Genomic DNA, 23,938 nt, shown 5'->3' on the forward strand with positions numbered 1-23,938 from the left:
GCTCGCTGCCTCGTCAGGGCTTGTTGAACATATCCAGGATGCGCTGGCGCTCCTGCCGATCCGCCGGCGCAGGACTCGGTTGGGCGGGCATCTGACCAGGCAGCGGTCCCGCCGACGGACCCGGCGCGGCGGAGCCATCCGGCGCGGTATCGGCGCTCAGGCCGACGGTACTGACGGCGCGTCCCGGCGGATAGTCGTCGAAGTAGTAATCGCCGTTTGCCTGAATGATCCCCGGCGGCACCGCACGCGTCACTTCCGGCACGCCGCGCAAGGCTTTGGCCATATAGTCGATCCAGATCGGCAGCGCCAGACCGCCCCCCGTTTCTCGATCTCCAAGATTACGCGGCTGATCGAAGCCGATCCAGGCAACCCCAACCAACTGCGACTGATAGCCCGCGAACCAGGCGTCGTGCGAATCGTTCGTCGTTCCCGTTTTGCCGGCCAGATCGCTGCGCTTGAGCACGTTGGTCTTGGCGGCGGTGCCGCGGGTTGCTACGTCGTGCAACATCGAATTCATGATGAACGCGTTGCGCGTCGAAATGGCACGGATCGACTCGTCACCCGCGGTGGACGGCTTTTCCTCCATGATCACGTTGCCCTTCGAATCGGTGATGCGCGCGACGATGAACGGATTCACGCGGAAGCCGCCATTGGCGAAGACGGAGTAGGCACTCGCCATTTGCAGCGGCGTAACCAGCCCCGCGCCCAGCGCCATCGGCAAATAAGCCGGATGCTTGTCCGCCTCGAAGCCAAAACGTCCAATGAACTTCTGTGCGTAGCCCGGGGTAATGCTCTGCAGGATTCGGATCGACACAAGGTTGCGCGAACGCATCAGCGCAACGCGCATCGGCATCGGCCCATCGAAACCGCCGCCGTAGTTCTTCGGCTCCCACGGCTGGCCCCCCGTCTGCGCGGCCGAGAAGTATAGCGGGGCATCGTTGATGATCGTTGCCGGCGCGAAGCCCTTTTCGAGGGCCGCCGAGTAGATGAACGGCTTGAAGCTGGAACCCGGCTGACGCCAGGCTTGCGTGACGTGGTTGAACTTGTTCCGGCTGAAGTCGAAGCCGCCGACAAGCGAGCGAATGGCGCCGTTCTGCGGGTCGAGCGACACAAATGCCGCTTCGATATCCGGCATCTGGACGATCCGCCAGTTGTGTTTCGCGTCCTGCGTGACACGAATGACCGAACCCGGACGAATCTTCTGCTTTGGCTGGGCCTTCGCGCTCAACCCGGCCGCCGCGAAGCGCAAGCCGTCGCCGGTAACAGTCACATCGTCGCCATTGAGCAGAGCGGCTTTGACCTGCTGCGGCGACGCGGAGAGCACGACGGCCGCGACCATGTCGCCGCTGTCCGGATGCTCGACCAGCGTGTCGTCAATCAACTGTTCACGCTCGTTCTGGTCGTTCGGCAGGTCGATATTGGCTTCCGGCCCGCGATAGCCGTGACGCAACTCGTAGGCCATGACGCCCGCGCGCAGCGCTTCGTAAGCGGCTTCCTGATCGGCCGAATTGATCGTTGTGTAGACGTTCAGGCCGCGCGTGTAAATGTCGTCCTTGAACTGCGCATAGAGCAGTTGGCGAACCATCTCGGCCACGTAACCGGCATGAACGCTGAACTCGCTGCCCAGTCCGCGCACCACCAGTTCCTGCGCGATGGCCTGATCGTACTCGGCCTTCGAGACATACCCGAGGTCGTACATCCGCTTGAGAATGTACTCCTGGCGCACGCGGGCACGTTTGTAATTGACGATCGGGTTATAGGCCGACGGCGCCTTTGGCAGGCCGGCGAGCATGGCGGCCTCGGCGAGCGTGATGTCCTTCAGATCCTTGCCGAAATACACGCGTGCCGCGCTGGCGAAGCCGTAGGCGCGTTCGCCGAGATAGATCTGATTCATATACAGCTCGAGAATCTGATCCTTCGTGAGGCGCGACTCGATCTTGTAGGCGAGAAGCGCTTCGTAGATCTTGCGCGTGTACGTCTTTTCGCTGGACAGGAAGAAGTTGCGCGCGACCTGCATCGTGATCGTGCTGGCACCTTGCGCCGATCCGCCGCGCGCAAAGTTGGCGACACCCGCACGGAAGATGCCGATGAAGTCGACCCCGCCGTGCTGATAGAAGCGATCGTCCTCGATGGCGAGTACGGCTTTCTTCATGACGTCGGGAATATCGGAGAAGCGCACCAGATTACGGCGTTCCTCGCCGAATTCGCCGATCTGGATGTCGTCGGCCGTATAGATGCGCAGCGGAATCTTGGGCCGGTAGTCGACGATCGTGTCGAGCGACGGCAACTGAGGCGTCATCACCACCAGGATGTACCCCGTGAGCAGCGCGCCACAGACGACCATCGCGGCGATCAGGCCAGCGAACCAAAGCGAGATGCGCAGCCACAGGGAGCGGCGCGGTTTGGGTGGGCGCTTGTCGCGGGGTGTCTCGGATTGGGGTGTGCTTGCCATGGGGGAACCGGAAAAAGCGATGGATCGATTATAACGAACGACCCGAAGCCGCCTGCCTTGGCACCCCAAAATCGGAGTTCTGGCCTACGGGGCGTCGGAATCGGACGAGAAAATGCGGGCGCGGATTCCTAAACCGCCTCTCGTTTGCCTGGCGGTCGCGCGGATTCGGACTGGTCCGATTGGACCGCCGCACCGCGCTGGATAGCATCGATGACATCAACTGGGCGAGAGACAGGAGGATGTCATGATCGAAGCGGTTCTGCGCGGTGCGCGCCACATGGGCAGTCAACTGGCGTCGGCGCTGCCGCGTGCTGGCGGCGGGGGTTGCGGTATTCATTTTGACGCTGGCGCCATGCATTTCGTTCGCTTGACGCGGGTGGCCGGTCCCACACAACTGCGCCTGGACGCCTGCGGGACTGCCGTGCTCGAGGATGACATATTGCGTGGTGCGTCGATCGTCAAACCCGAGGCTGCCGCGCGCCGTCTGGAGGAACTGCTGGAGCGGATCGGCACCCATGTGCAGGATCTGCGGGACGACACCATCGTGCTGGCACTGCCTGCCCATGGGCTGAAAACGCAGGTCGTCGAGTGTCCGGAGGACTTGCCGCCGCGCGCTTTGCGGGCGTGGTGCGAGCGCCGCGCAGCCCTGCTGCTGCCCGGTGACGGCGATCCCGACGTGCGCCATCGCGTGGGCGTGACCTGGGCCGACCCCGGCAACTATCGTCTGCGTTTGTATGCCTGCGAGGCCGAACTGGTGGATGGCCGCGTCGCCGTGCTCGAGATGTCGGGACTTCGGGTGCATGCGACCGATGCGGCGCACGAGGCCGGACGGCGAGCGTTCCGATGGGCTTGGCCGGCCGATGGCAACGCCGCCGCGCATGTGTTGCCGCGCGCGCCCATGGCATTGCTGCAACTGGACGCGCATCACCTCGATCTGTCCGTCTTCGATGGGAACGCCTGTGTGGCGGACGTGCGAGAGCGTTTCGACGGTGTCGGTGGTCATCCAGACGCGTTGGCAAGCGTGGTGCGAGAGCTGTCGGGCAAGCTGCCGGTCGCCCCGAGCGTCATGCATATCGCGACGCAAGGCGCGAGTCCTGCCGGACTGGTGGCGATCTGCGACGCTATCGGAGCAGCCTGCGGTAAGCCTGTGCGGCCATTCGATCCCCTGCGCCGGTTTGAATCGTCGCATCCATCGGGGCCACGACGCCAGACTTTCGCACAGCGGACTTCGCTTGCCGTACCGTGCGGACTGGCATTGCGTGCGATGGCGATGCGGGGCGTGACATGCGAATGAAGGTGGACTTCCCGCCACTCGATTTTCTGCCCACGCTCGCCGAGCGCCGACAGTGTGAGTTTCGACGGCAATGGCGCATATGGGGGGGCGTGGCGGTGTGCGGTGCGCTCGCATCGGCCGCGCCGATGGCTCGCGACATCTTCCAGCGCCAGCAAATTCAGGCGCAGATGGCGGCGCTACGCGCGGCGAGCGAGAGGCTCGGCGGACAGTCTGCTGCGTTCGATACCGCCGCACGCGCACTGGCGGCGATGGGCGCCCATCGCCGGGCGGCGGCGGCGTTGATCGAGCGCCGGCAACCTGTCGCGTACTGGTTATTGGACATCATGCGCGCGTGCGCCGACGGCGTGCGATTGACGTCGGTGAAGATCGGTGAGGAGCACGTGCGTGTCGAGGGCTATGCAACGACGCAGTCACGCGTGCGAGAAACGCAGAAGCGGTTGAGGATGCTGCCGTGGGTGCGCAAAGTCGCGGAAGTCGAATCGAGTGTCGTGCCGGAGAGCGTCAGGCGTCAGTGGGTTGGTGCCGCGACCCAGGCATCGGTGCCGACACTGCGCCGTTTCACGTTGCGTATTGAACGAAAGCTCGCATCGAAGCCCGTTGCCCTGTCGGTCAATGCGGAGGTCGATGGCCTGTCGAGTGAGGAGGTGTCCGATGTACGGTGAGCGCCCGCCGCCGGACGATGTCCGCGACATCTTTCGTGATCTGACGGACCGCTGGCGCGCGCGATGGACCGCGTGGACATCCGTCTCGCCGGCCGAGTGGTCGTCGCCGGTGCGGTGGGGACTGGCCATCGTCGCCTGGTTGGTGGGGTTCCTGACGGCGTGGTCGGTATGGTGGCTGGTGGGCCTGCCGGTGCGGGCAACCTTGCTGAAAGATCTCGGCGTCGAACAGCAGGCGTGGGATCGGGCCAACGACGCGTCGCACCGCTTGCCCGCATTGTCGATGGCGCTGCGTGACGCGGAGGCCGATGCGATGGCCTGGGGGCGCTTGCTTCCGCTCGCCGCACAAAACACAGCGGACGCGGCGGTCGACGGGGGCGAGAGTGCCAAAGGGGGCGAACGGACGCCGGCGCCGAACCCGTTCGAGTCCTGGCTACCGGAGTCCGATGACGATGCGCGTGCGGCGTGGCGCGCTGATCTCGAGCGCCTCGCTGCACGTTCGGGCCTGACGCTGGAGGCAGCACGGCCGGGGCCTTCCGCACCGGTGGGAGACCTCGACATCGAGCGTGCTGAAATACGCGTCAGGGGGGGCGTCTCGGATATCCTCGGCTGGCTCGCCGAGGTCAACCGCCTGCCTCGACATCTGGCGGTCGAGCACCTGTCGCTTGAGGGGCCGGCGTTGGGGGCGCCGGGCGCGGCAGCGGTGGGAGAGGCCGACGCCGGAATTACGGCCATGGTTGCTGCGTATGCGTGGCGACGCCCCGCAGACCTGCCCAGTGTGCCTTCCGAGCGACGCTTGCCGGCGTTACCGGCGCAGGTTCCTCGCTGGCAGATACCGGCGGACACGATCGACGTGTTCCGCACGCCGCTCACGCGCCGATCGGCGCAGGACGCGGTAACGATGACAACGTCCAGCGTGCAGCCGCCGGTCGACGACGGGGTGCCCGTCGGATCAATGCGCGCGGGATCGCGTCGGGTGGTGTTTCATCGGACGTCCGCTGCGGGACTGGCGGCGAACTGGAGTGATGGGCCGCCGCAACGGGGACATGCGGCCGAGCGCCCTGACGCGTTGACCGTCGACGTGACGCTCCATGGTGTCGAGGCGGCCGACGCGCTGAGGGCCTTCGCCCGTCTGACTGGGCGCAGTGTGGTGATCGGCGAGCGCGTCGCGGGACGTCTCGACATGGAAGTGCAGCGCGTCTCCGCCGCCGCGGCGTTCGAGGTCATGATCCGCAGCGCCGGACTCGGCATTCAATCGTTGAACGGCGTCGACTGGATTGCGCCGCGTGCCGACTTGCTGGCCGACGAGCAGACGCAACTGGAAGCGGCCGCGAAGCGCGAAGCCTTGTTGCCGCTGGCCAGCCGTCGCTTTACGCTGAACTATCCGCGTGCGCTGGCGCTGCGGGAGATCCTCATGGGCGAAAAGGACAACAAGGGGCGACGACTGTTGTCCGCGCGAGGCAGCCTGATTGCCGATCCGCGCACGAACCAATTGTTCGTGACCGATTTGCCGGAAAAGCTCGATGCGCTGGCTCTGTTCATCGCGCGCATCGACGTGCCTGTCCGGCAGGTGTTGATCGAAGCCCGCATTGTCGAGGCCGACGACCGGTTCAGCGAGTCGCTCGGCGTCAGGCTGGCGGGATACCACGCGCGTGGCAAGGGCGGGGAGAAGACCGGCGACCCGGCCGTCGCCGAGAATTCACGGGGTATTGGGGGCGCGAATCGCGGAGGTGGAACGTCGTCGGGCAGTGCGCTCGACATTGGCCTACCTGCGGCGGCGCTGGCAGGCGTGGCGCCGCCGAGCCTGGCGATCACGCTTTTTGGCCGCTCGGCCACGCGCTTCCTGCAACTGGAACTCTCGGCACTGGAGACAAGTGGGCGCGGTCGTGTCGTCTCCCGACCTCGCGTGGTCACGGCAGACAAGATTCAGGCCGTCATCGAACAGGGCACGGAGCTGCCTTACCAGACACAAAGCGGCCGCCGCGGCGCGACGTCGGTTCAATTTCGCAAGGCCACGTTGAGGTTGGAAGTGACCCCGTTGATTACCCCGGACGGTCAGGTGATTCTGGATGTCGATGTGCGCAAGGACAGCGTCGGGCAGGCGGTAGCGCAGGGGTTTGCGGTGGACACTCGGCATGTGAAGACACAGGTGCAGGTCGAGGACGGAGGAACGGTGGCCATCGGCGGGATCTACCAAGAGGAACGGCGCGACAGTCGAGCCAGCGTGCCGTGGCTGGGCGACGTACCTTTACTGGGGGCGCTGTTTCGTAACCGCGCCAAAGAAGACCGCCGTACGGAGCTGCTGGTGTTTCTGACGCCCAGCGTGGTGCCCGAGGGCCGGATCGGTGGCGATGCGGAGGATAGGGCGGCCTCCCGCGGCGTTTCCCCCGAGTCCATGCAAAACGACCTGCCGTCAGGCCATCGGCCGCTCACAGGGAGCTCTCCGGGTTGACGCGTTCCGCACGCCCGACGCATATCCCGGTATCATCGGGGGCTGGAACCCAAATATCAGCGATTTATGCTGGAAAACGTAATACTTGTCGGACTGATGGGGGCGGGCAAGACCACGGTTGGGCGCGCAGTGGCACGACGTCTCGGGCGGCAGTTCTATGACTCCGACCATGAGATCGAGGCGCGCACGGGCGTGCGCATTCCGATCATCTTCGAGCACGAAGGCGAGGATGGCTTCCGTCAGCGCGAAGCCCAGACCATCGACGAACTCACCCAGCGTAGCGGCATCGTACTTGCCACCGGCGGGGGCGCGGTGCTGCGCGCGGAAAATCGCGAACATATCAAGTCGCGCGGCACGGTGGTCTATTTGCGCGCGACCCCGCATGACCTCTGGCTGCGCACGCGTCGTGACAAGAACCGCCCGTTGCTGCAAACGGCCGATCCACGCGCGCGTCTCGAACAGTTGTTCCGGGAGCGCGACGCGCTTTATCGCGAATGCGCAACCTTCGTCATCGAAACGGGGCGCCCGAGCGTGAATGCGCTCGTCAATATGGTGCTGATGCAACTGGAGGTCGCCGGGATCGTTCCCAGCAACACAGGTGAGGCATCCGAGGCGCCAGACGGGCAAGCGAGTGCGCATGACGAGGCCCTCGAAGGTGCGCATGGTGACGGTGACGGTGATGCGGTGCAGGCAGACGGACATGACGAGGATCCGGCACAGGCCGACCGCGACGCCGCCGTGCAGACGCTGCCTACGTCGCCGGCGCGTGATACCTTTCCTCGCTGATATCGGCGATATCGCTGAACATGACAACAAGCGGCATGATTACCCTCAAACTCGATCTGGGCGAGCGCGCCTATCCGATCCACATCGGCACCGACCTGCTCTCGCAGGACGCCTTGTTCGCGCCGCACGTTCGCGGCACGCACGCCGTGATCGTGACGAATACGACCGTCGCCCCGCTTTACGCCGAGCGCGTTGCGGCAACGCTTCGACGACTCGGCAAGCAGGTGGTCACCGCCGTGCTGCCGGATGGCGAGGCGCACAAGAACTGGCAAACGCTCAACCTGATCTTCGACAAACTGCTGGGCGCCCAGGCAGACCGCAAGGCGACGCTGATCGCGCTGGGCGGTGGCGTCGTCGGCGACATGACAGGGTTTGCCGCCGCCTGCTACATGCGTGGTGTTCCGTTCGTGCAGGTGCCCACGACGCTGCTTGCCCAAGTGGATTCGTCGGTCGGCGGCAAGACGGGGATCAACCACCCGCTTGGCAAAAACATGATCGGCGCCTTCTGGCAGCCGAGCGCCGTGCTGGCGGACATCGGCACGTTGTCCACGTTGCCGGATCGTGAACTGGCTGCCGGGCTGGCGGAAGTCATCAAGCATGGCGCGATTGCCGATGAAAAATACTTCGCTTGGATTGAGGCGAATATCGACGCGCTGAATGCCCGCGATACGGCAGCACTCACTTACGCCGTGCAGCGTTCGTGCGAGATCAAGGCGCAGGTCGTCGCCAGCGACGAGCGCGAACAAGGTCTGCGTGCCACGCTGAACTTCGGTCATACGTTCGGCCACGCCATCGAGGCGGGCCTCGGTTATGGCGAATGGCTGCATGGCGAAGCGGTGGGGTGCGGCATGGTCATGGCGGCCGATCTGTCGGCGCGTCTGGGTTTCATCGATGCGGCGTTCGTGTCGCGTATCAAGGCGCTGATTGCGTCGGCCAAGTTGCCGGTCACGGGGCCGGATCTCGGCGAGGATCGCTACATCGAGCTGATGCGGGTCGACAAGAAGGCAGAAGGCGGCGATATCCGTTTCGTGTTGCTCAACCGGCTGGGGCAAGCGTTCGTGACGAGCGTTCCCGATGCCGAACTTCGCGCGACCTTGCGCGCTAACGTCTAGGAAAGGAAGGCTGGCGATGATCGATTACGAAGCGTCGCTCGCCTCTTACGCGGCGCGCTCGAGCGCGTCGCGCGGAAGGCGGTTTGCGGAACCCGCGCCGACGACGCGGACCGAATTTCAGCGTGACCGCGACCGCATCATTCATTCGACGGCGTTCCGCCGGCTCGAATACAAGACGCAAGTGTTCGTGAATCACGAGGGTGACCTGTTCCGCACGCGTCTGACGCACAGTCTGGAAGTGGCACAGATCGGGCGGTCGATTGCACGGAATCTGCGCGTCAGCGAGGATCTCGTCGAGGCGATCGCGCTGGCACACGACCTCGGTCACACGCCCTTCGGTCATGCCGGGCAGGACGCCCTCAACACCTGCATGCAGGACTACGGCGGGTTCGAGCACAATTTGCAGAGCCTGATCGTTGTCGACGAACTCGAAGAGCATTACGGCGGCTTCAACGGCCTGAACCTGTGTTTCGAGACGCGCGAAGGCATTCTCAAACACTGCTCTCGCGCGAATGCGAGAGGGCTGGGAGAGCTTGGCGAGCGATTTCTCAAGGGGCGACAGCCCGGCATGGAAGCGCAGATCGCCAATCTTGCAGACGAAATCGCCTACAACAATCACGATATCGACGATGGCGTGCGCTCCGGCTTGTTGTCGCTCGACCAACTCGACGTTGTGCCGCTCTGGAAACGCTATTGCACGGAGGCGCGGTTGGCGTGGCCGGAGATTTCCGGGCGGCGGCTGGTGCACGAGACGACGCGGCGGATGATCAATGCGTTGATCGTCGACCTGATCACGACCACGCGCCAACGCGTGGCAGACGCTTCGCCGTTCTCCATGGACGACGTGCGCGGCGCAGGACCGCTGGTGGCTTTCAGCGATGAGATGCGCGAGCAAGCCGGGCGACTGAAGCGGTTTTTGTTCGATAACCTGTACCGGCATTATCTGGTGGTGCGCATGGCAGCGAAAGCACAGCGCATCGTACAGGAGTTGTTCGACGCATTCCTCGCCGATCCCCGCTTGCTGCCACCGAACTACCGTACCGAGACCGCGGCGGACCAGCCGCGCTGGATCGCACACTACATTGCCGGGATGACGGATCGCTACGCGATCAAGGAATACAGTCGTCTCTTCACTATCGAACCGACGCTCTGAGGCATGCCTCGAGGATGAGACGAAACAGCCGGCATTCGCCGGCTGTGTTCTGTGTTTCGCTGCTTTTGGGTCGCATGTGCCGACGAGGCCTTGGTGTCTCGATGCGTCAGGCGCGACCTCGCGATGTGCGCAACAGCACGGCCGGCGGGTTAGCTACGTCCCGCGATGAAGCCGAGCACCAGCGCGACCGCCGCCACGGTGCCAAGGGTTTGCCATGGGCGTTCGTGGACATAACCATCGGCTTCTTCCCAGACTTCGTTGGCGCGACGACGCAGATTGGCGCGGGCATCGCCAAATTCGCTGCGCGCTTCGCGAAGCTTGTCACCGATCTCGGCGCGAAGGGCGTCGACGTCCGATGCCGATTTCGCGTTGGACAGCGCGTGGTCAAGATCGTCGAGCAGATCGCGGACACGCGACGAAACGTCGTGACTCGCCAGACGTGCGGCGCGTGCGGTGCGTCGGCCGGCGAAGCGCGCATCGTCCAGGCTGCTTTTGAGTGCCGTTTCCGCTTTCGAGGCAATTCCCATTTTCAGACTCCCAAGAGGTGGTATTGAAATGTGGCGTCCGTCAGATCGGGGGAACCGCGACGCCGGTGGAACCCTGAGGCGAGCGGCCATTATGGCGCGGCCGTTCGCGTGCGTACACCTTCAGAGACTGTCGGGAAACTAAGAAAGTTGCGTTGCGTTGGCTGAAGATCGTGTGAGAAAACACTGACATCTCGGCTGGAAGCGCGAAAACGCCGCACGGGGCGGCGTTTTCTCTACAGCTTGATGCGACTTGCGTCGCGCCGAGGCGGCCCGAATGCAGGCGCTGGCGCGCGCCGGAAAGCGGACTTGGCCCGGGACTTAGAAGCGGTAACCGAGCGACAGGAACGTCACGACCGGATTCAGCCTGACCTTGGCTTCACTGGTCGTGGTGATCGGGCCTCGGGTGGTCGTCAGCTTGGCCGTGGTGCTGACCGGGATATACGACACCGAGAATGCGAGCGTCCAGTGCTTGTCCATGTTGTAGTTGATACCGGCATTGAACACCGGCGCCCACGAGTTGGTCAGTTTGGCCGTCGTGTTGCCGCCCGCGCCGCCGGTCAGTGAGTTGCTGGCCAATGACTGGAAGGCCGGCGTCAGTTCGATGTTCGTGTACCAGAAGTAGCTGACGCCGAGGCCGACGAACGGACGCCACGTGTCGTTTGCCTTGCCGAAGTAATACTTCAGCAACAAGGCCGGGCTCCACTGTTTGGCTGAACCCAGCGAGCCGCCACCTGGCAGCGCGAGGTTGCCCTGACCGTAGAGGCGGAACTTCGGTGCGAAGCCGGTGACGGCTTCCACCGCGATGTTGTCAGTGAAGAAATGGGCAAACGTGAGGCCCGCGGTGTCGGCGTCGTCGACTTGTGCACCCGTGTTGCCGAGCCGGCTGTTCACCAGTGCAGGCAGACCCGGAACGTTCGACCCGGTCACATGCAGCGGATCACTCGAAACCTGGGGCGAGAGGTGGAACCAGCCAAGGTTGACAACGTTATCGCCGGCCTGCTGTGCGAACGCGGCCCCGGATACCGTCAGCGTCGCCACGGCAGCCATCGTCAAATGCTTCAACTTCATCGATTCGTCTCCTGCGCAAGATTCTTTATTGTCGAGAATTTCGGTAAATGAAATTCAGGGCCATTATGCCGACGGGGCATAGCAGCGGAAAGCAAGAGACTGGAGGCCGCGCTCTAAAGGTGTTGTTTCCATGCATCGCCTCATGGAATGCCCTTAGCCGAAAGCGCTGGACGGAAGAAAAGCGTGCCCTTATACCTCGGACACGCCTTTAGGAATTCCCTGTGGAGTCCGACATGCCGCACGCATCATGCGTCCCGCACACTGAGTCTAGAACTTGTAGCCGAGCGATACGAAGGTGACAATCGGGTTCAGTTTGATCACCGCATCGGAGGAGGAGAGCACTGTTCCGTCCTGCGCCTTGATCTTGATATTCGCGGTGGTCTTGAGAGGGACGTACGAAACGGAGGCACTCGCGACCCAATGCTTGTCGAAGGCATAGGAAAGACCGGCATTGAAAACCGGTTGCCACGACGCCGACGATTTCGCTTCAACGGTGGTCGGTCCGTTATGTCCGGAAGTAAACGCGAGCACACTGCCGAAATTCTGATTCAGCGCCGCTTCGAAGTTCGGATTGAGATTGACGTTCGTGAAGAACGTATAACTCACGCCGATCCCCAGAAAGGGACGCCAGGTGGAATTGGCCTGTCCGAAGTAATACTGGAATACGAGCGCCGGACTCCATTGACGAACGCTCTGCACGATCGGATTGTTTTGCGACGCACCAAGGTCGATACTCGTGAGCGCGCCGGCCAGTCCCGGCGGTGCGATCACGCCTTGTCCGGTAAGCTTGAACTTGGCCGGAATGCCGGCGACGGTCTGCACGGCAATGTTGTCGGTGACAAAGTGGGTGATGACCAGGCCAAGCGTGTCGGCGTTACTGACCTTCGCGCCGCTCCCGGGTGAGGTGAAGCTCGACGGCACGAGGCTTGGGGTGAGCCCCTCCTGCGTGACGCTGGTGGTCATCGGTTTGCTGGAGTCTTGCGGCGCGATGTGAAACCATCCGAGATTGACGACGTTGTCACCGGCTTGTTGTGCACTGGCGGGGGTGGATGCCAGGGAAATGCAGAATCCGAGCGCGCACAGGCACGCCGCGGACCGATAGGTCCGAGTTGTCATTTGTCTATCCTCCCAAGATTATTTATTTATTTTTCGATGCATTATGCACTTGGGATTTCACTGCGCAATCGTCGGATCTAGAGTTTTTGTACGAATCAACGGGGTTTGGCTAGATATCAGTATTTAAAGAGGTTTTTGATAACGAAACCCTCTCGATCATCGTGATATCGAGCTTTAAAGAATTACATTTGAATCCGCATGGCCCGATTACCTCGACTTTTCATTCCACGCCAGCCGCAGCACGTGATTCTGCGCGGCAATAACCGGCAGGCGATCTTCGTCGATGACGAGGATCGGCGCGTATTTCACGACCGGCTTCGCGATGCCGCGCGCGCCAACGGACTGGCGATTCACGCCTGGTGCATGATGCCGAACCATCTGCATCTGGTCGCGACGCCCTCGGACGAGCGCAGCCTCCCGGCCACATTGCAGGCCGTCGGGCGCTACTACGTCCTGTATTTCAACCGGCGTCACCAGCGTACCGGCACCCTGTGGGAGGGGCGGTATCGCGCCACGGTCATCGAGGCCGAGCACTATCTGCTGCTGGCCAGCCGGTACGTCGAGCTCAATCCGGTGCGCGCGGGTCTGGTGGATGCTCCCGGGAGCTACGTGTGGTCGAGTTACAACCATCACGTCGGCCTTACCGTCGACACCCTGGTGACGGACCATGCGCTGTACTGGGCGCTCGGCAATACGCCGTTCGAGCGTCAGCGTGCCTACGCGGAAGGGTTCTCGGTTCCGCTGCCGGCCTCTGAAGTCGACGCATTGCGTACAGCAACGCAGAAGGGATGGCTACTCGGCGGGCCCGATTATCAGGCGCGCATGTCGCTCGCGGCCAACCGGCGCGTGAGTCCGCTCACCCGCGGGCGTCCGCGCAAAGTGCTCTCCAACGCCCTCTGACGACGCGGGTAACCGGCCGGTCCCGATCTTCCAGGCGTCCATAGGTACTTGAAATCACTAAATTTTCGATGGGCATTCGCCGACCGATTATTATCTGACCCTATTAAAAACAAGCCTTCTTTTGGTGCGGTTTTTAATTAGAATCTGACCCTATTAAAATACTTTGTCATTGTGAATTTCATGGCGTATATTCCAACTTCGGCCGATTGGTGCGATGCGCAAAAGCGTGCGCGCTGAGTTGGCCCCCTGTGGCGACGCCCAAGAATGAACTTCGACGCGCGCGAATCCGCAGCCCCGGCCCACCCGGCCACCCCCACTTAACCCGGTCGACCGCGACGAGCATGCGCGCGGCGACCTCGCCAAGAGACGGTGTAACTCGTGGAAAAGAAACAGCAACCGATTGCAGCGGCCGTAGCAATGCCGGGTGAGGCGTACTTGGCGCCGGACGCTCAGGGCATGTACGACCCGGCCAACGAACACGATGCCTGCGGTGTTGGCTTCGTGGCCCACATCAAGGGTGTGAAGAGCCACGCCATCGTCGAGCAGGGCCTGAAGATTCTCGAGAACCTCGATCACCGGGGCGCCGTCGGTGCCGACCCGTTGATGGGTGACGGCGCCGGTATCCTGCTCCAGATTCCCGATCAGTTCTACCGCGAAGAGATGGGGCGGCAAGGCGTGACCCTGCCGCCGGCTGGCGAATACGGCGTCGGCATGATCTTCCTGCCGAAGGAACACGCGTCGCGCCTGGCCTGCGAGCAGGAACTCGAGCGAACCGTGAAGGCTGAGGGGCAAGTCGTGCTCGGCTGGCGTGATGTCGCGATCGATCGCGAGATGCCGATGTCGCCCAACGTGAAGGCGACCGAGCCGGTGATCCGCCAGATCTTCATCGGCCGCGGGCAGGACATCATGGTGACGGACGCCCTCGAGCGTAAGCTGTACGTCATCCGCAAGACCGCAAGCCACCGCATCCAGGCGCTCAAGCTCAAGCACGGCAAGGAATACTTCGTGCCGTCGATGTCGGCGCGCACGGTCGTCTACAAGGGTCTGCTGCTGTGCGACCAGGTCGGCCGCTACTATCGCGACCTGGCCGACCCGCGCACCGTCTCGGCGCTCGCTCTCGTTCACCAGCGTTTCTCGACGAACACGTTCCCCGCATGGGAGCTGGCGCACCCGTACCGCATGGTTGCGCACAATGGTGAAATCAACACCGTCAAGGGCAACGTCAACTGGATCAACGCCCGCACGGGCGCGATCTCGTCGGCCGTGCTCGGCGACGATCTGCAGAAACTGTGGCCGCTGATCTATCCGGGCCAGTCGGACACCGCATCGTTCGATAACTGCCTCGAAATGCTCACGATGGCCGGCTACCCGCTCGCCCACGCCGTGATGATGATGATCCCGGAAGCCTGGGAGCAGCACACGCTGATGGACGACAATCGCCGCGCGTTCTACGAATACCACGCCGCAATGATGGAGCCGTGGGACGGCCCCGCCGCCATCGCGTTCACCGACGGCCGTCAGATCGGCGCAACGCTCGATCGTAACGGCCTGCGCCCGGCGCGCTTCGTGATCACCGACGACGACATGGTCATCCTGGCGTCGGAGTCGGGCGTGCTGCCGATCCCCGAGTCGAAGATCGTCAAGAAGTGGCGCCTGCAGCCGGGCAAGATGTTCCTGATCGATATGGAACAGGGCCGCATCATCGACGACAAGGAACTCAAGGACAACCTCGCCAACGCGAAGCCGTACAAGAGCTGGATCGATGCAGTGCGTATCAAGCTCGACGAGATCGAGCCGAAGATCGAAGAGGCCGGCGCGCATCACGATTCGGCCACGCCGCTGCTCGACTTGCAGCAGGCCTTCGGCTACACGCAGGAAGAAGTGAAGCTGCTGATGACGCCGATGGCGATCAACGGCGAAGAGGCCGTGGGTTCGATGGGCAACGACAGCCCGCTCGCGGTCATGAGCAACAAGAACAAGACGCTCTATCACTACTTCCGTCAGCTCTTCGCGCAGGTGACGAACCCGCCGATCGATCCGATTCGCGAGAACATGGTGATGTCGCTGGTGTCGTTCATCGGTCCGAAGCCGAACCTGCTCGACACGAACAACATCAACCCGCCGATGCGTCTCGAAGTGTCGCAGCCGGTGCTGGACTTCAAGGAAATCTCGAAGATCCGCCACATCGACAAGTACACCGGCGGCAAATTCCGCTCGTACGAGCTGAACATCTGCTATCCGGTCGCGTGGGGCAAGGAAGGCATCGAAGCGCGCCTCGCGTCGCTGTGCGCCGAAGCCGTCGACGCCGTGAAGTCGGGCTACAACATCCTCATCGTGTCGGACCGCCTGACGAATCGCGAGCAAGTCGCGATCCCGGCGTTGCTCGCCACCTCGGCCGTGCACCAGCACCTGGTCTCGCAAGGTTTGCGTACGAGCACGGGGCTCGTCGTCGAAACCGGTTCGGCGCGTGAAGTGCACCACTTCGCATTGCTCGCGGGCTACGGCGCGGAAGCCGTTCACCCGTACCTTGCGATGGAGACGCTCGCGCAGATCGCCCGCAAGCAAGGCGGCGATCTCACGCCGGAAAAGGCGGTCAAGCACTTCGTCAAGGCGGTCGGCAAGGGCCTGCACAAGGTCATGTCGAAAATGGGCATCTCGACGTACATGTCGTACACGGGGGCACAGATATTCGAAGCCATCGGCCTGTCGCAGGAACTGGTCAGGAAGTACTTCCAGGGCACGGCGTCGAACGTCGGCGGTATTGGCATCTTCGAAGTGGCCGAAGAGGCGGTGCGTCTGCATCGCGACGCGTTCAGCGACAACCCGGTGCTCGCGAACATGCTCGACGCCGGCGGCGAATACGCGTTCCGCATTCGTGGCGAAGACCACATGTGGACGCCCGATGCCATCGCCAAGCTCCAGCATTCGACCCGTTCGAACTCTTACCAGACGTACAAGGAATACGCGAACCTGATCAACGACCAGAGCAAGCGTCACATGACGCTGCGTGGTTTGTTCGAGTTCCGCGTCGATCCGCAGCGCGCGATTCCGCTCGACCAGGTCGAGTCGGCCAAGGACATCGTGAAGCGTTTCGCCACCGGTGCCATGTCGCTCGGCTCGATCTCGACCGAAGCGCACGCCACGCTGGCCGTTGCCATGAACCGTATCGGCGGCAAGTCGAACACGGGTGAGGGCGGCGAAGATTCGCGCCGTTATCGCAACGAACTGAAGGGTATTCCGATCAAGAAGGGCGAATCGCTTGCCTCGATCGTCGGTCACGATGTCATCGAGGCCGACATCGAACTCCAGGACGGCGACTCGCTGCGCTCGAAGATCAAGCAGGTGGCCTCAGGCCGCTTCGGGGTGACGGCCGACTATCTGGTTTCGGCCGATCAGATCCAGATCAAGATGGCGCAGGGTGCGAAGCCGGGTGAAGGTGGACAGTTGCCGGGTCACAAGGTGACGGAATACATCGGCAAGCTGCGTTACTCGGTGCCGGGTGTCGGCCTGATTTCGCCGCCCCCGCACCATGACATCTACTCGATCGAAGATCTGGCGCAGCTCATCCACGATCTGAAGAATGTGAACGCTTCGTCGTCGATCTCGGTAAAGCTCGTGTCCGAGGTGGGCGTGGGCACGGTCGCCGCCGGTGTTGCGAAGGCCAAGGCCGATCACGTGGTGATCGCCGGTCACGACGGTGGCACGGGCGCATCGCCGCTGTCGTCGGTGAAGTACGCCGGCACCCCGTGGGAACTGGGTCTGGCCGAGACGCAGCAGACGCTGGTGCTCAACCGCCTGCGTGGTCGTATCCGCGTGCAGGCCGACGGTCAGATGAAGACCGGACGCGACGTGGTCATCGGCGCGCTGCTGGGTGCCGATGAATTCGGCTTCGCGACGGCGCCGCTCGTCGTCGAAGGCTGCATCATGATGCGCAAATGCCACCTGAACACCTGCCCGGTGGGCGTGGCGACGCAAGATCCGGTGCTGCGCAAGAAATTCCAGGGCAAGCCGGAACACGTGGTCAACTATTTCTTCTTCGTGGCCGAAGAAGTGCGCGAAATCATGGCGCAATTGGGCATCGCGAAGTTCGACGACTTGATCGGCCGTGCCGATCTGCTCAACACCCGCGCGGGCGTGGAGCACTGGAAGGCGAAGGGCCTCGACTTCGCGCGCATTTTCCACCTGCCGGAAATGGACGCCGACGTGCCGCGCCTGCATGTCGAATCGCAAGATCACGGCCTGGCGGCTGCACTCGATCATGCGATCATCGAAAAGGCGCTGCCGGCGCTCGAAAAGGGCGAGCACGTTTCGTTCATCCAGCCGGTGCGCAACCGTAACCGTACGGTCGGCGCGATGCTCTCGGGCGAAGTGGCCAAGCGTTACGGCCACGACGGCCTGCCGGACGATACGATCCACGTGCAGCTCAAGGGCACGGCGGGTCAGAGCTTCGGCGCGTTCCTCGCCCGCGGCATCACGCTCGATCTGGTGGGCGACGGCAACGACTACGTGGGCAAGGGCCTGTCGGGCGGGCGCATCATCGTGCGTCCGACCAACGATTTCCGTGGCAATGCCGAAGACAACATCATCGTGGGCAACACCGTGATGATCGGCGCCATCGAAGGCGAAGCCTTCTTCAACGGCGTGGCCGGCGAACGCTTCTGCGTGCGTAATTCGGGCGCCACCGCGGTGGTGGAAGGCTCGGGCGATCACGGTTGCGAATACATGACCGGCGGTACGGTGGTCGTGCTGGGTGAGACCGGGCGTAACTTTGCGGCAGGTATGTCGGGGGGGGTGGCCTACGTGTACGACGCTGACGGCACGTTCGCCGCCAAGTGCAACACGGCGATGGTCGCCCTGGATCCGGTGCTGCCGCACGGCGAGCAGGAGCGCACGGTGAGCCAGGGGCTGTGGCATCGCGGCCAGACCGACGAGGCCCAACTGCGCGAGCTGATCGAGCGTCACTTCCAGTACACGGGCTCGACGCGCGCCAAGGCGTTGCTCGAAGACTGGGACGGCGCGCGCCGCAAGTTCGTGAAGGTGTTCCCGAGCGAATACAAGCGAGCCCTCGGCGATATGGCCAAGGCCAACGAAAAACAAGCACTGGCGGCCTGATACCGCTTGCGCGGCAACGCCACGGGGTGAGGGCCCCGATGGCGTGCCGCGCGCGGGTGAGGCACGGTAACCACAAAACTTTTCGACTGAAGAAACATGGGCAAGGTCACAGGTTTTCTCGAATTCGAGCGCCAGGGCGAGTCTTACGAAGCACCGCTGGCACGCGTGAAGCACTACAAGGAGTTCGTGCTCGCGCTCTCCGACGATCAGGCAAAGGTGCAAGGCGCACGCTGCATGGACTGCGGCATTCCGTTCTGCAACAACGGCTGCCCGGTCAACAACATCATTCCGGACTTCAACGACCTGGTGTATCGCCAGGACTGGAAGTCGGCCATCTCGGTGCTGCACTCGACGAACAACTTCCCCGAGTTCACGGGCCGTATCTGTCCGGCGCCGTGTGAAGCCGCCTGCACGCTGAACATCAACAGCGACGCGGTGGGGATCAAATCGATCGAACACGCGATCATCGACAAGGCGTGGAGCGAAGGCTGGGTCGAGCCGCTGCCTGCGAAGCACAAGACCGGCAAGACGGTCGCCGTGGTCGGCTCCGGCCCGGCGGGCATGGCCGTGGCGCAGCAACTGGCGCGCGTCGGTCACGACGTCACCGTGTTCGAAAAGAACGACCGTGTGGGCGGCCTGCTGCGCTATGGCATTCCCGACTTCAAGCTGGAAAAGTGGCTGATCGATCGCCGTATGCGCCAGATGGAAGCGGAGGGCGTGACATTCCGCACCGGTGTCTACGTCGGCAAGGACGCGCCGGAAGCACACGTCAACAACTTCTCCAGGGAGACGATCTCGCCGGAGCAGTTGCAGACGCAGTTCGACGCCGTGGTGATCGCGGGCGGTGCAGAGCAGCCGCGCGATCTTCCGGTGCCGGGTCGCGAGCTGGAAGGCATCCATTTCGCGATGGAATTCCTGCCGCAGCAAAACAAGGTCAATGCGGGCGACAAGCTGGCCAACCAACTGTTGGCCACGGGCAAGCACGTGATCGTGATCGGCGGTGGCGATACCGGCTCCGATTGCGTGGGTACGTCGAACCGTCACGAGGCAAAGAGCGTGACCCAGTTCGAACTGCTGCCGCAGCCGCCCGAGCAGGAAAACAAACCGATGGTGTGGCCGTACTGGCCGACCAAGCTGCGCACGTCGTCGAGCCACGAAGAGGGGTGCGAGCGCGACTGGTCGGTCGCGACCAAGCGCTTCGAAGGCAAGAACGGCAAGGTCGAGAAGCTGATCGCCGTGCGTCTCGAATGGAAGGACGGCAAGATGCTGGAAGTGCCGGGCTCGGAGTTCGAACTCAAGGCCGATCTGGTCCTGCTCGCCATGGGCTTCGTGTCGCCGTTGCAGACCGTGCTCGACGCGTTCGGCGTGGACAAGGATGCGCGCGGCAACGTGCGTGCCTCGACCGAAGGCGAGCGTGCCTATACGACAAACTTGCCGAAGGTGTTTGCGGCCGGTGACGTGCGTCGCGGTCAGTCGCTGGTGGTGTGGGCGATTCGCGAAGGCCGTCAGTGTGCCCGAGCGGTCGACGAGTTCCTGATGGGCTACTCGGAATTGCCGCGCTGAGCCATGCCGACGCGTGTTTCATGCGAGAGCGTCAAGGGGTAACACCTGCCAAAACCACAAATACGGGGTTGAGAGGAGGGGCGCGGAGGTAGACCTTCGCGTTACCGTGAAGAAACCGTCCGGACGGCAACGTCCGGGCGGTTTTTTCTTGCCCGAACGTCGCCCGTGTAGCGCCCGATGCCGCTGTCTGGGCGGCATGCAATAGACGAGGGAGCGCGCTGAATCGCGAAATATAAGATGTCATATGACAAGAGCGAGTTTGCGCTGATGACCTGCTGAGAAATGCTTATGCTATTGGTAAGTGCCAATATACATGGGTGTTTGTGTCGTCTGGATGCATCGTGAGAAGTGCCGGGGAATCTCCGTCAATCGGGCAAATGACGATTGTCATCGTACATCTTCTGGCGTAGGATGCCTCTCCGTGCGGGCGATAGGCTCGCGATAAGAGCGTCGACGAAGCGAGACACGCATGATGGCATTGAAGATTAAAGGCCTGCGTTGGCGGATGATCGGCCGGCTGACGCAGGGCACCGTCATGAGCGACCTTGCGCGCGGCTCGCTGGCAATTGCCGCGCCCACGGAAATGAAGGGCCCGCGCATTTCCACGCAGCCATATGGCTGGATCTCCGGCGCCGTCACGTCGCGACTGGGAACAGGCGCGCGTGATCGCAGGCGCTCTCGATGGCGGTGCGCCGCCAGTTTTGTGGTGGCGACGCATCGTCGCGTGCATTGCGATCTACTGATGAACAAGGAGTGATATGACCCAGACATCCGGCAAACCCTTCCGCCGTCTGCTGCTGACCGGCGCAGCGGGCAATCTTGGCAAACAACTGCGTGGCAAGCTCGCCGAGTGGGCGGATATCGTGCGCGTGAGCGACATCGTTCCGCTCACGGCCGACGCGCCACACGAAGAGGCCATGCAGGTCGATCTGGCGGATCGCGCGGCCGTACACGCGTTGCTCGAAGGCGTCGATGCGTTGGTGCACCTGGGCGGCATCTCCGTCGAAGCACCGTTCGACGACATCATGCAAGCGAATATTCTCGGCATGTACAACGTCTACAGTGCGGCGCAAAAGCAGGGGGTGAAGCGCATCGTCTACGCCAGTTCGAACCACGCGGTCGGTTTTCATCCCGTGACGGAAGTGCTCGATGTCGACGCGCCGCACCGTCCGGACAGCATGTATGGCATCTCGAAATGCTTCGGCGAAGACCTGTCGCGCTACTACTTCGATCGCTTCGGTCTGGAGACCGTGTGCCTGCGCATCGGCTCGTCGTTCGAGCAGCCGAAGAACCTGCGCATGATGGTGACGTACCTGAGTTATCGCGACTTCGTCGAACTCGTGCGCTGCTCGCTGTTCACGAATCGCGTGGGCCATGCCGTCGTCTATGGTGTGTCGAACAACCCGACGCTGTGGGTCGACAACACGAAGGCGGCTTTTCTCGGCTTCCGTGCGCAAGACAGCTCGGCTGAATTCGCCGGCCTGTTCCCGTTGCAGGCGCCCGATGCGCGCATGGACGATGTGACGCAGCGCTACCAGGGCGGGCCGTTCGTCCTGTTGGGGCCGATGGAACCCACGGCATGACGGTGTCGATCGAACGGCTTGAGCCATCGCGGCAGGCGCCGCACGCTGTCGGCGAAAGCCCGTTGTGGCGAGCCGACGAGCAGGCGCTCTATTGGGTGGACATTCCCGCAAAGCAACTGCATCGCGCGACGCCTGCCGACGGCGAGCACCGCCAATGGACATTCCCCGAGCAGATCGCGTGCTTTGCTTTCGACGCCGCCGGCACGTTGCTGGCGGGTTGCGAAACCGGGCTGTTTGCGGCGCGGTTGGGGCCGCCGGGTGCACTTGCGGCGGTCGATTGGCAACGACTGGCCGCGCCGGTCTTCCCGCTGCCGGGCATGCGCTTCAACGACGGGCGCTGCGATCGTCAGGGCCGCTTCTGGGCGGGCACGATGGTGCAGGATATGTCGCTCGCGAGCGACGCGGGCGCGCTCTTTTGCTTCGACGCGCAGGGCCGTCTGTCCGCGCCACGGGTCAAGGGCCTGGTGACGCAGAATGGCCTGGGCTTCTCGCCGGACAGCCGAACGATGTACCTGAGCGATTCGCATCCGACGCGCCGTCGCGTGTGGGCGTTCGACTTCGACGCCGACAGCGGCGCGATCGGCGCGCAGCGATTATTCGTCGACATGAATGACTATCCCGGCCGCCCGGACGGCGCGGCCGTCGATGCCGACGGCGCCTACTGGACGTGCGCCAACGACGGCAGCCGCCTGCTGCGCTTCACGCCCGCGGGCGTGCTGGACCGCGAGATCCTGTTGCCGGTGTCGAAGCCGTCGATGTGCGCGTTCGGCGGGCGCGACTTCGACACGTTGTTCGTCACGTCGATTCGTCCGGCGGCCGGCGCGACCGAACACGACGGCCACGTGTTTGCCGTGCGTTGCGGCGTGCAGGGATTGCCGGAGGCGCCTTATGCCGGTTCGGTGAGCGACTTGCCGCGTGTCTCGGGCAGCAGCAGCGCGCACACCACGACGAGCAGGTAGCCGCCGCCCGCGATCAGGCCGATGGCCTTCACGAGCGAGCCGGTCTGCGCGAGCATGCCGACGGCGATGGGGAAGAATGAACCGATACCGCGTCCCAGGTTGTAGCAGAAGCCTTGTCCGGAACCCCGTATGTGGTTCGGATACAGCTCTGTCAGATACGCGCCGATGCCCGCGAAAATGCCTTGCACGACGATGCCGAGCGGGAAGCCGAGCAGCAACATCGCGCCATCGGTGATCGGCAGCATCGTATAGACCATGCCGAGCGCGAACGAAGCGGCGGCGAAGAAGACGAATGCGGCGCGCCGTCCGACCTTGTCCGAGAGTATCGCGCCGACGATGTAGCCCACGAATGAGCCGATGATCAGCACGATCAGGTAGGCGCTCGTGTTGAACACCGAGAGTCCGCGCACCGTCTTCAGGTAGGTCGGCAACCATGTGGTGATCGCGTAGTAGCCGCCAAGCATGCCGGAGCACAGCAGGCTGCCGAGGATCGTGGTCTTCAGATGCTCGGGCGCGAAGATCTGCGTGAAATTGCCGTGCAGTTGGCCCTCGGCGACCTTGCGGCGGGTCTGCGTGAAGATCTCCGGGTCAGACACGTTACGACGCACGTACGTGATCCACAGCGCGGGCACGATGCCGATCCAGAAGCACGCGCGCCATGCGGTGCCTTCGTCGAGCACGGCAAAGAAGAACCAGTAGAGCAGTGCCGCTGCGGCCCAGCCGACCGACCAACTACTCTGCACCGTGCCGACCGCCTTGGCGCGATGCTGCGGCGAGCGGATCATCTCGCCCATCATCATCGTGACGACCGTCCATTCGCCGCCGAAGCCGATGCCCTGCAACGTGCGTGTGATGAGCAACTGCCAGAACGAGTGGGTGAAGCCCGAGAGGAACGTGAACAGGCAGAACGTCGCAATCGTCCATTGCAGCACGCGCACGCGACCGAAGCGATCCGCAAGAATGCCCGCGAGCCATCCGCCGGCGGCCGATGAGATGAGCGAACTGGTTGCGATCATGCCCGCTTCGCCCTTCGTCATCCCCCATGCGGCAATGAGCGTGGGAATCAGGAACGAATAGATCATGAAGTCGAACGCGTCGACGGCGTAGCCGCCGAAGCCCGCATACAGGGCCTTGCGTTCTTTCGTGTTGAGTTCATTGAACCAGGAAAAGAATGCCATGAAGACTCCTCGGTGGATCGTGTG

Annotated in this window: 16 protein-coding genes and 1 pseudogene; 12 read left to right on the forward strand and 5 right to left on the reverse strand. The window is 63.2% G+C overall.

Annotated elements, in window-relative coordinates; all coding sequences use genetic code 11:
• Positions 1 to 13 precede the first annotated feature (13 nt).
• Positions 14 to 2,452, reverse strand: a complete 2,439-nt coding sequence (locus PTE31013_RS15145) for a penicillin-binding protein 1A (protein WP_150613608.1) — start codon at positions 2,450 to 2,452, stop codon at positions 14 to 16.
• Between the two features lie 244 nt (positions 2,453 to 2,696).
• Between PTE31013_RS15145 and pilM the strand changes: the two genes are divergently transcribed.
• The 6 genes and pseudogenes from pilM to PTE31013_RS15175 all read left to right on the forward strand — a co-directional run bounded on the left by pilM (position 2,697) and on the right by PTE31013_RS15175 (position 9,908).
• Positions 2,697 to 3,746: a type IV pilus biogenesis protein PilM gene (pilM, locus tag PTE31013_RS15150; protein WP_150613609.1), complete on the forward strand. Its 1,050-nt coding sequence runs from the start codon at positions 2,697 to 2,699 to the stop codon at positions 3,744 to 3,746.
• Positions 3,737 to 4,408 carry a PilN domain-containing protein gene (locus tag PTE31013_RS15155; protein WP_150613610.1) on the forward strand — a complete coding sequence of 224 codons (672 nt, stop codon included), beginning with the start codon at positions 3,737 to 3,739 and terminating at the stop codon, positions 4,406 to 4,408. The genes pilM and PTE31013_RS15155 overlap by 10 nt, the downstream gene beginning before the upstream one ends.
• Positions 4,398 to 6,857, forward strand: coding sequence for a type IV pilus secretin PilQ (gene pilQ / locus PTE31013_RS15160; protein ID WP_150613611.1), 2,460 nt, complete (start codon positions 4,398 to 4,400; stop codon positions 6,855 to 6,857). Before PTE31013_RS15155 ends, pilQ begins: the two co-directional genes overlap by 11 nt.
• Before the next feature lie 66 nt (positions 6,858 to 6,923).
• Positions 6,924 to 7,442: pseudogene (locus PTE31013_RS15165) on the forward strand (shikimate kinase); the annotation flags it as partial.
• Between the two features lie 236 nt (positions 7,443 to 7,678).
• Positions 7,679 to 8,755 carry a 3-dehydroquinate synthase gene (gene aroB / locus PTE31013_RS15170; protein WP_150613613.1) on the forward strand — a complete coding sequence of 359 codons (1,077 nt, stop codon included), beginning with the start codon at positions 7,679 to 7,681 and terminating at the stop codon, positions 8,753 to 8,755.
• 16 nt (positions 8,756 to 8,771) lie between these two features.
• Positions 8,772 to 9,908, forward strand: a complete 1,137-nt coding sequence (locus tag PTE31013_RS15175; protein WP_150613614.1) for a deoxyguanosinetriphosphate triphosphohydrolase — start codon at positions 8,772 to 8,774, stop codon at positions 9,906 to 9,908.
• A 149-nt stretch (positions 9,909 to 10,057) separates the two neighbouring features.
• On the opposite strand, the gene PTE31013_RS15180 is transcribed toward PTE31013_RS15175, so the two are convergent.
• The 3 genes from PTE31013_RS15180 to PTE31013_RS15190 form a co-directional block, all read right to left on the reverse strand.
• Positions 10,058 to 10,435 (reverse strand): ElaB/YgaM/YqjD family protein, encoded by a 378-nt coding sequence (locus PTE31013_RS15180; protein WP_174978582.1) that lies wholly within the window; start codon positions 10,433 to 10,435, stop codon positions 10,058 to 10,060.
• A gap of 318 nt (positions 10,436 to 10,753) precedes the next feature.
• On the reverse strand, positions 10,754 to 11,503 hold the full coding sequence (locus PTE31013_RS15185) for an OmpW/AlkL family protein (RefSeq protein WP_150613616.1): 750 nt from the start codon (positions 11,501 to 11,503) through the stop codon (positions 10,754 to 10,756).
• A gap of 267 nt (positions 11,504 to 11,770) precedes the next feature.
• A complete protein-coding gene (locus PTE31013_RS15190) occupies positions 11,771 to 12,619 on the reverse strand; it encodes an OmpW/AlkL family protein (protein WP_150613617.1) in 849 nt (282 codons plus the stop codon).
• A gap of 198 nt (positions 12,620 to 12,817) precedes the next feature.
• On the opposite strand from PTE31013_RS15190, the gene PTE31013_RS15195 reads away from it, so the two are divergent.
• The 6 genes from PTE31013_RS15195 (at position 12,818) to PTE31013_RS15220 (ending at position 22,736) form a co-directional block, all read left to right on the forward strand.
• Complete coding sequence (locus PTE31013_RS15195; RefSeq protein WP_150613618.1) at positions 12,818 to 13,519, forward strand: transposase; 702 nt, start codon at positions 12,818 to 12,820, stop codon at positions 13,517 to 13,519.
• Between the two features lie 378 nt (positions 13,520 to 13,897).
• Positions 13,898 to 18,631: a glutamate synthase-related protein gene (locus PTE31013_RS15200; protein ID WP_484555854.1), complete on the forward strand. Its 4,734-nt coding sequence runs from the start codon at positions 13,898 to 13,900 to the stop codon at positions 18,629 to 18,631.
• Between the two features lie 96 nt (positions 18,632 to 18,727).
• On the forward strand, positions 18,728 to 20,194 hold the full coding sequence (locus tag PTE31013_RS15205; protein ID WP_150613619.1) for a glutamate synthase subunit beta: 1,467 nt from the start codon (positions 18,728 to 18,730) through the stop codon (positions 20,192 to 20,194).
• Between the two features lie 469 nt (positions 20,195 to 20,663).
• A complete protein-coding gene (locus PTE31013_RS15210; protein WP_150613620.1) occupies positions 20,664 to 20,951 on the forward strand; it encodes a hypothetical protein in 288 nt (95 codons plus the stop codon).
• Position 20,952: 1 nt separating this feature from the next.
• Positions 20,953 to 21,777, forward strand: a complete 825-nt coding sequence (locus PTE31013_RS15215) for an NAD-dependent epimerase/dehydratase family protein (protein WP_150613621.1) — start codon at positions 20,953 to 20,955, stop codon at positions 21,775 to 21,777.
• Positions 21,774 to 22,736 (forward strand): SMP-30/gluconolactonase/LRE family protein, encoded by a 963-nt coding sequence (locus PTE31013_RS15220; RefSeq protein WP_150613622.1) that lies wholly within the window; start codon positions 21,774 to 21,776, stop codon positions 22,734 to 22,736. The genes PTE31013_RS15215 and PTE31013_RS15220 overlap by 4 nt, the downstream gene beginning before the upstream one ends.
• On the opposite strand, the gene PTE31013_RS15225 is transcribed toward PTE31013_RS15220, so the two are convergent.
• The gene (locus PTE31013_RS15225) at positions 22,664 to 23,914 is read right to left on the reverse strand and encodes an MFS transporter (RefSeq protein ID WP_150613623.1); all 1,251 of its coding nucleotides are present in this window, start codon (positions 23,912 to 23,914) and stop codon (positions 22,664 to 22,666) included. The genes PTE31013_RS15220 and PTE31013_RS15225 overlap by 73 nt on opposite strands.
• Positions 23,915 to 23,938: the final 24 nt, after the last annotated feature.

Source organism: Pandoraea terrigena (assembly GCF_902459705.1).
Classification (GTDB): Bacteria; Pseudomonadota; Gammaproteobacteria; order Burkholderiales; family Burkholderiaceae; genus Pandoraea; species Pandoraea terrigena.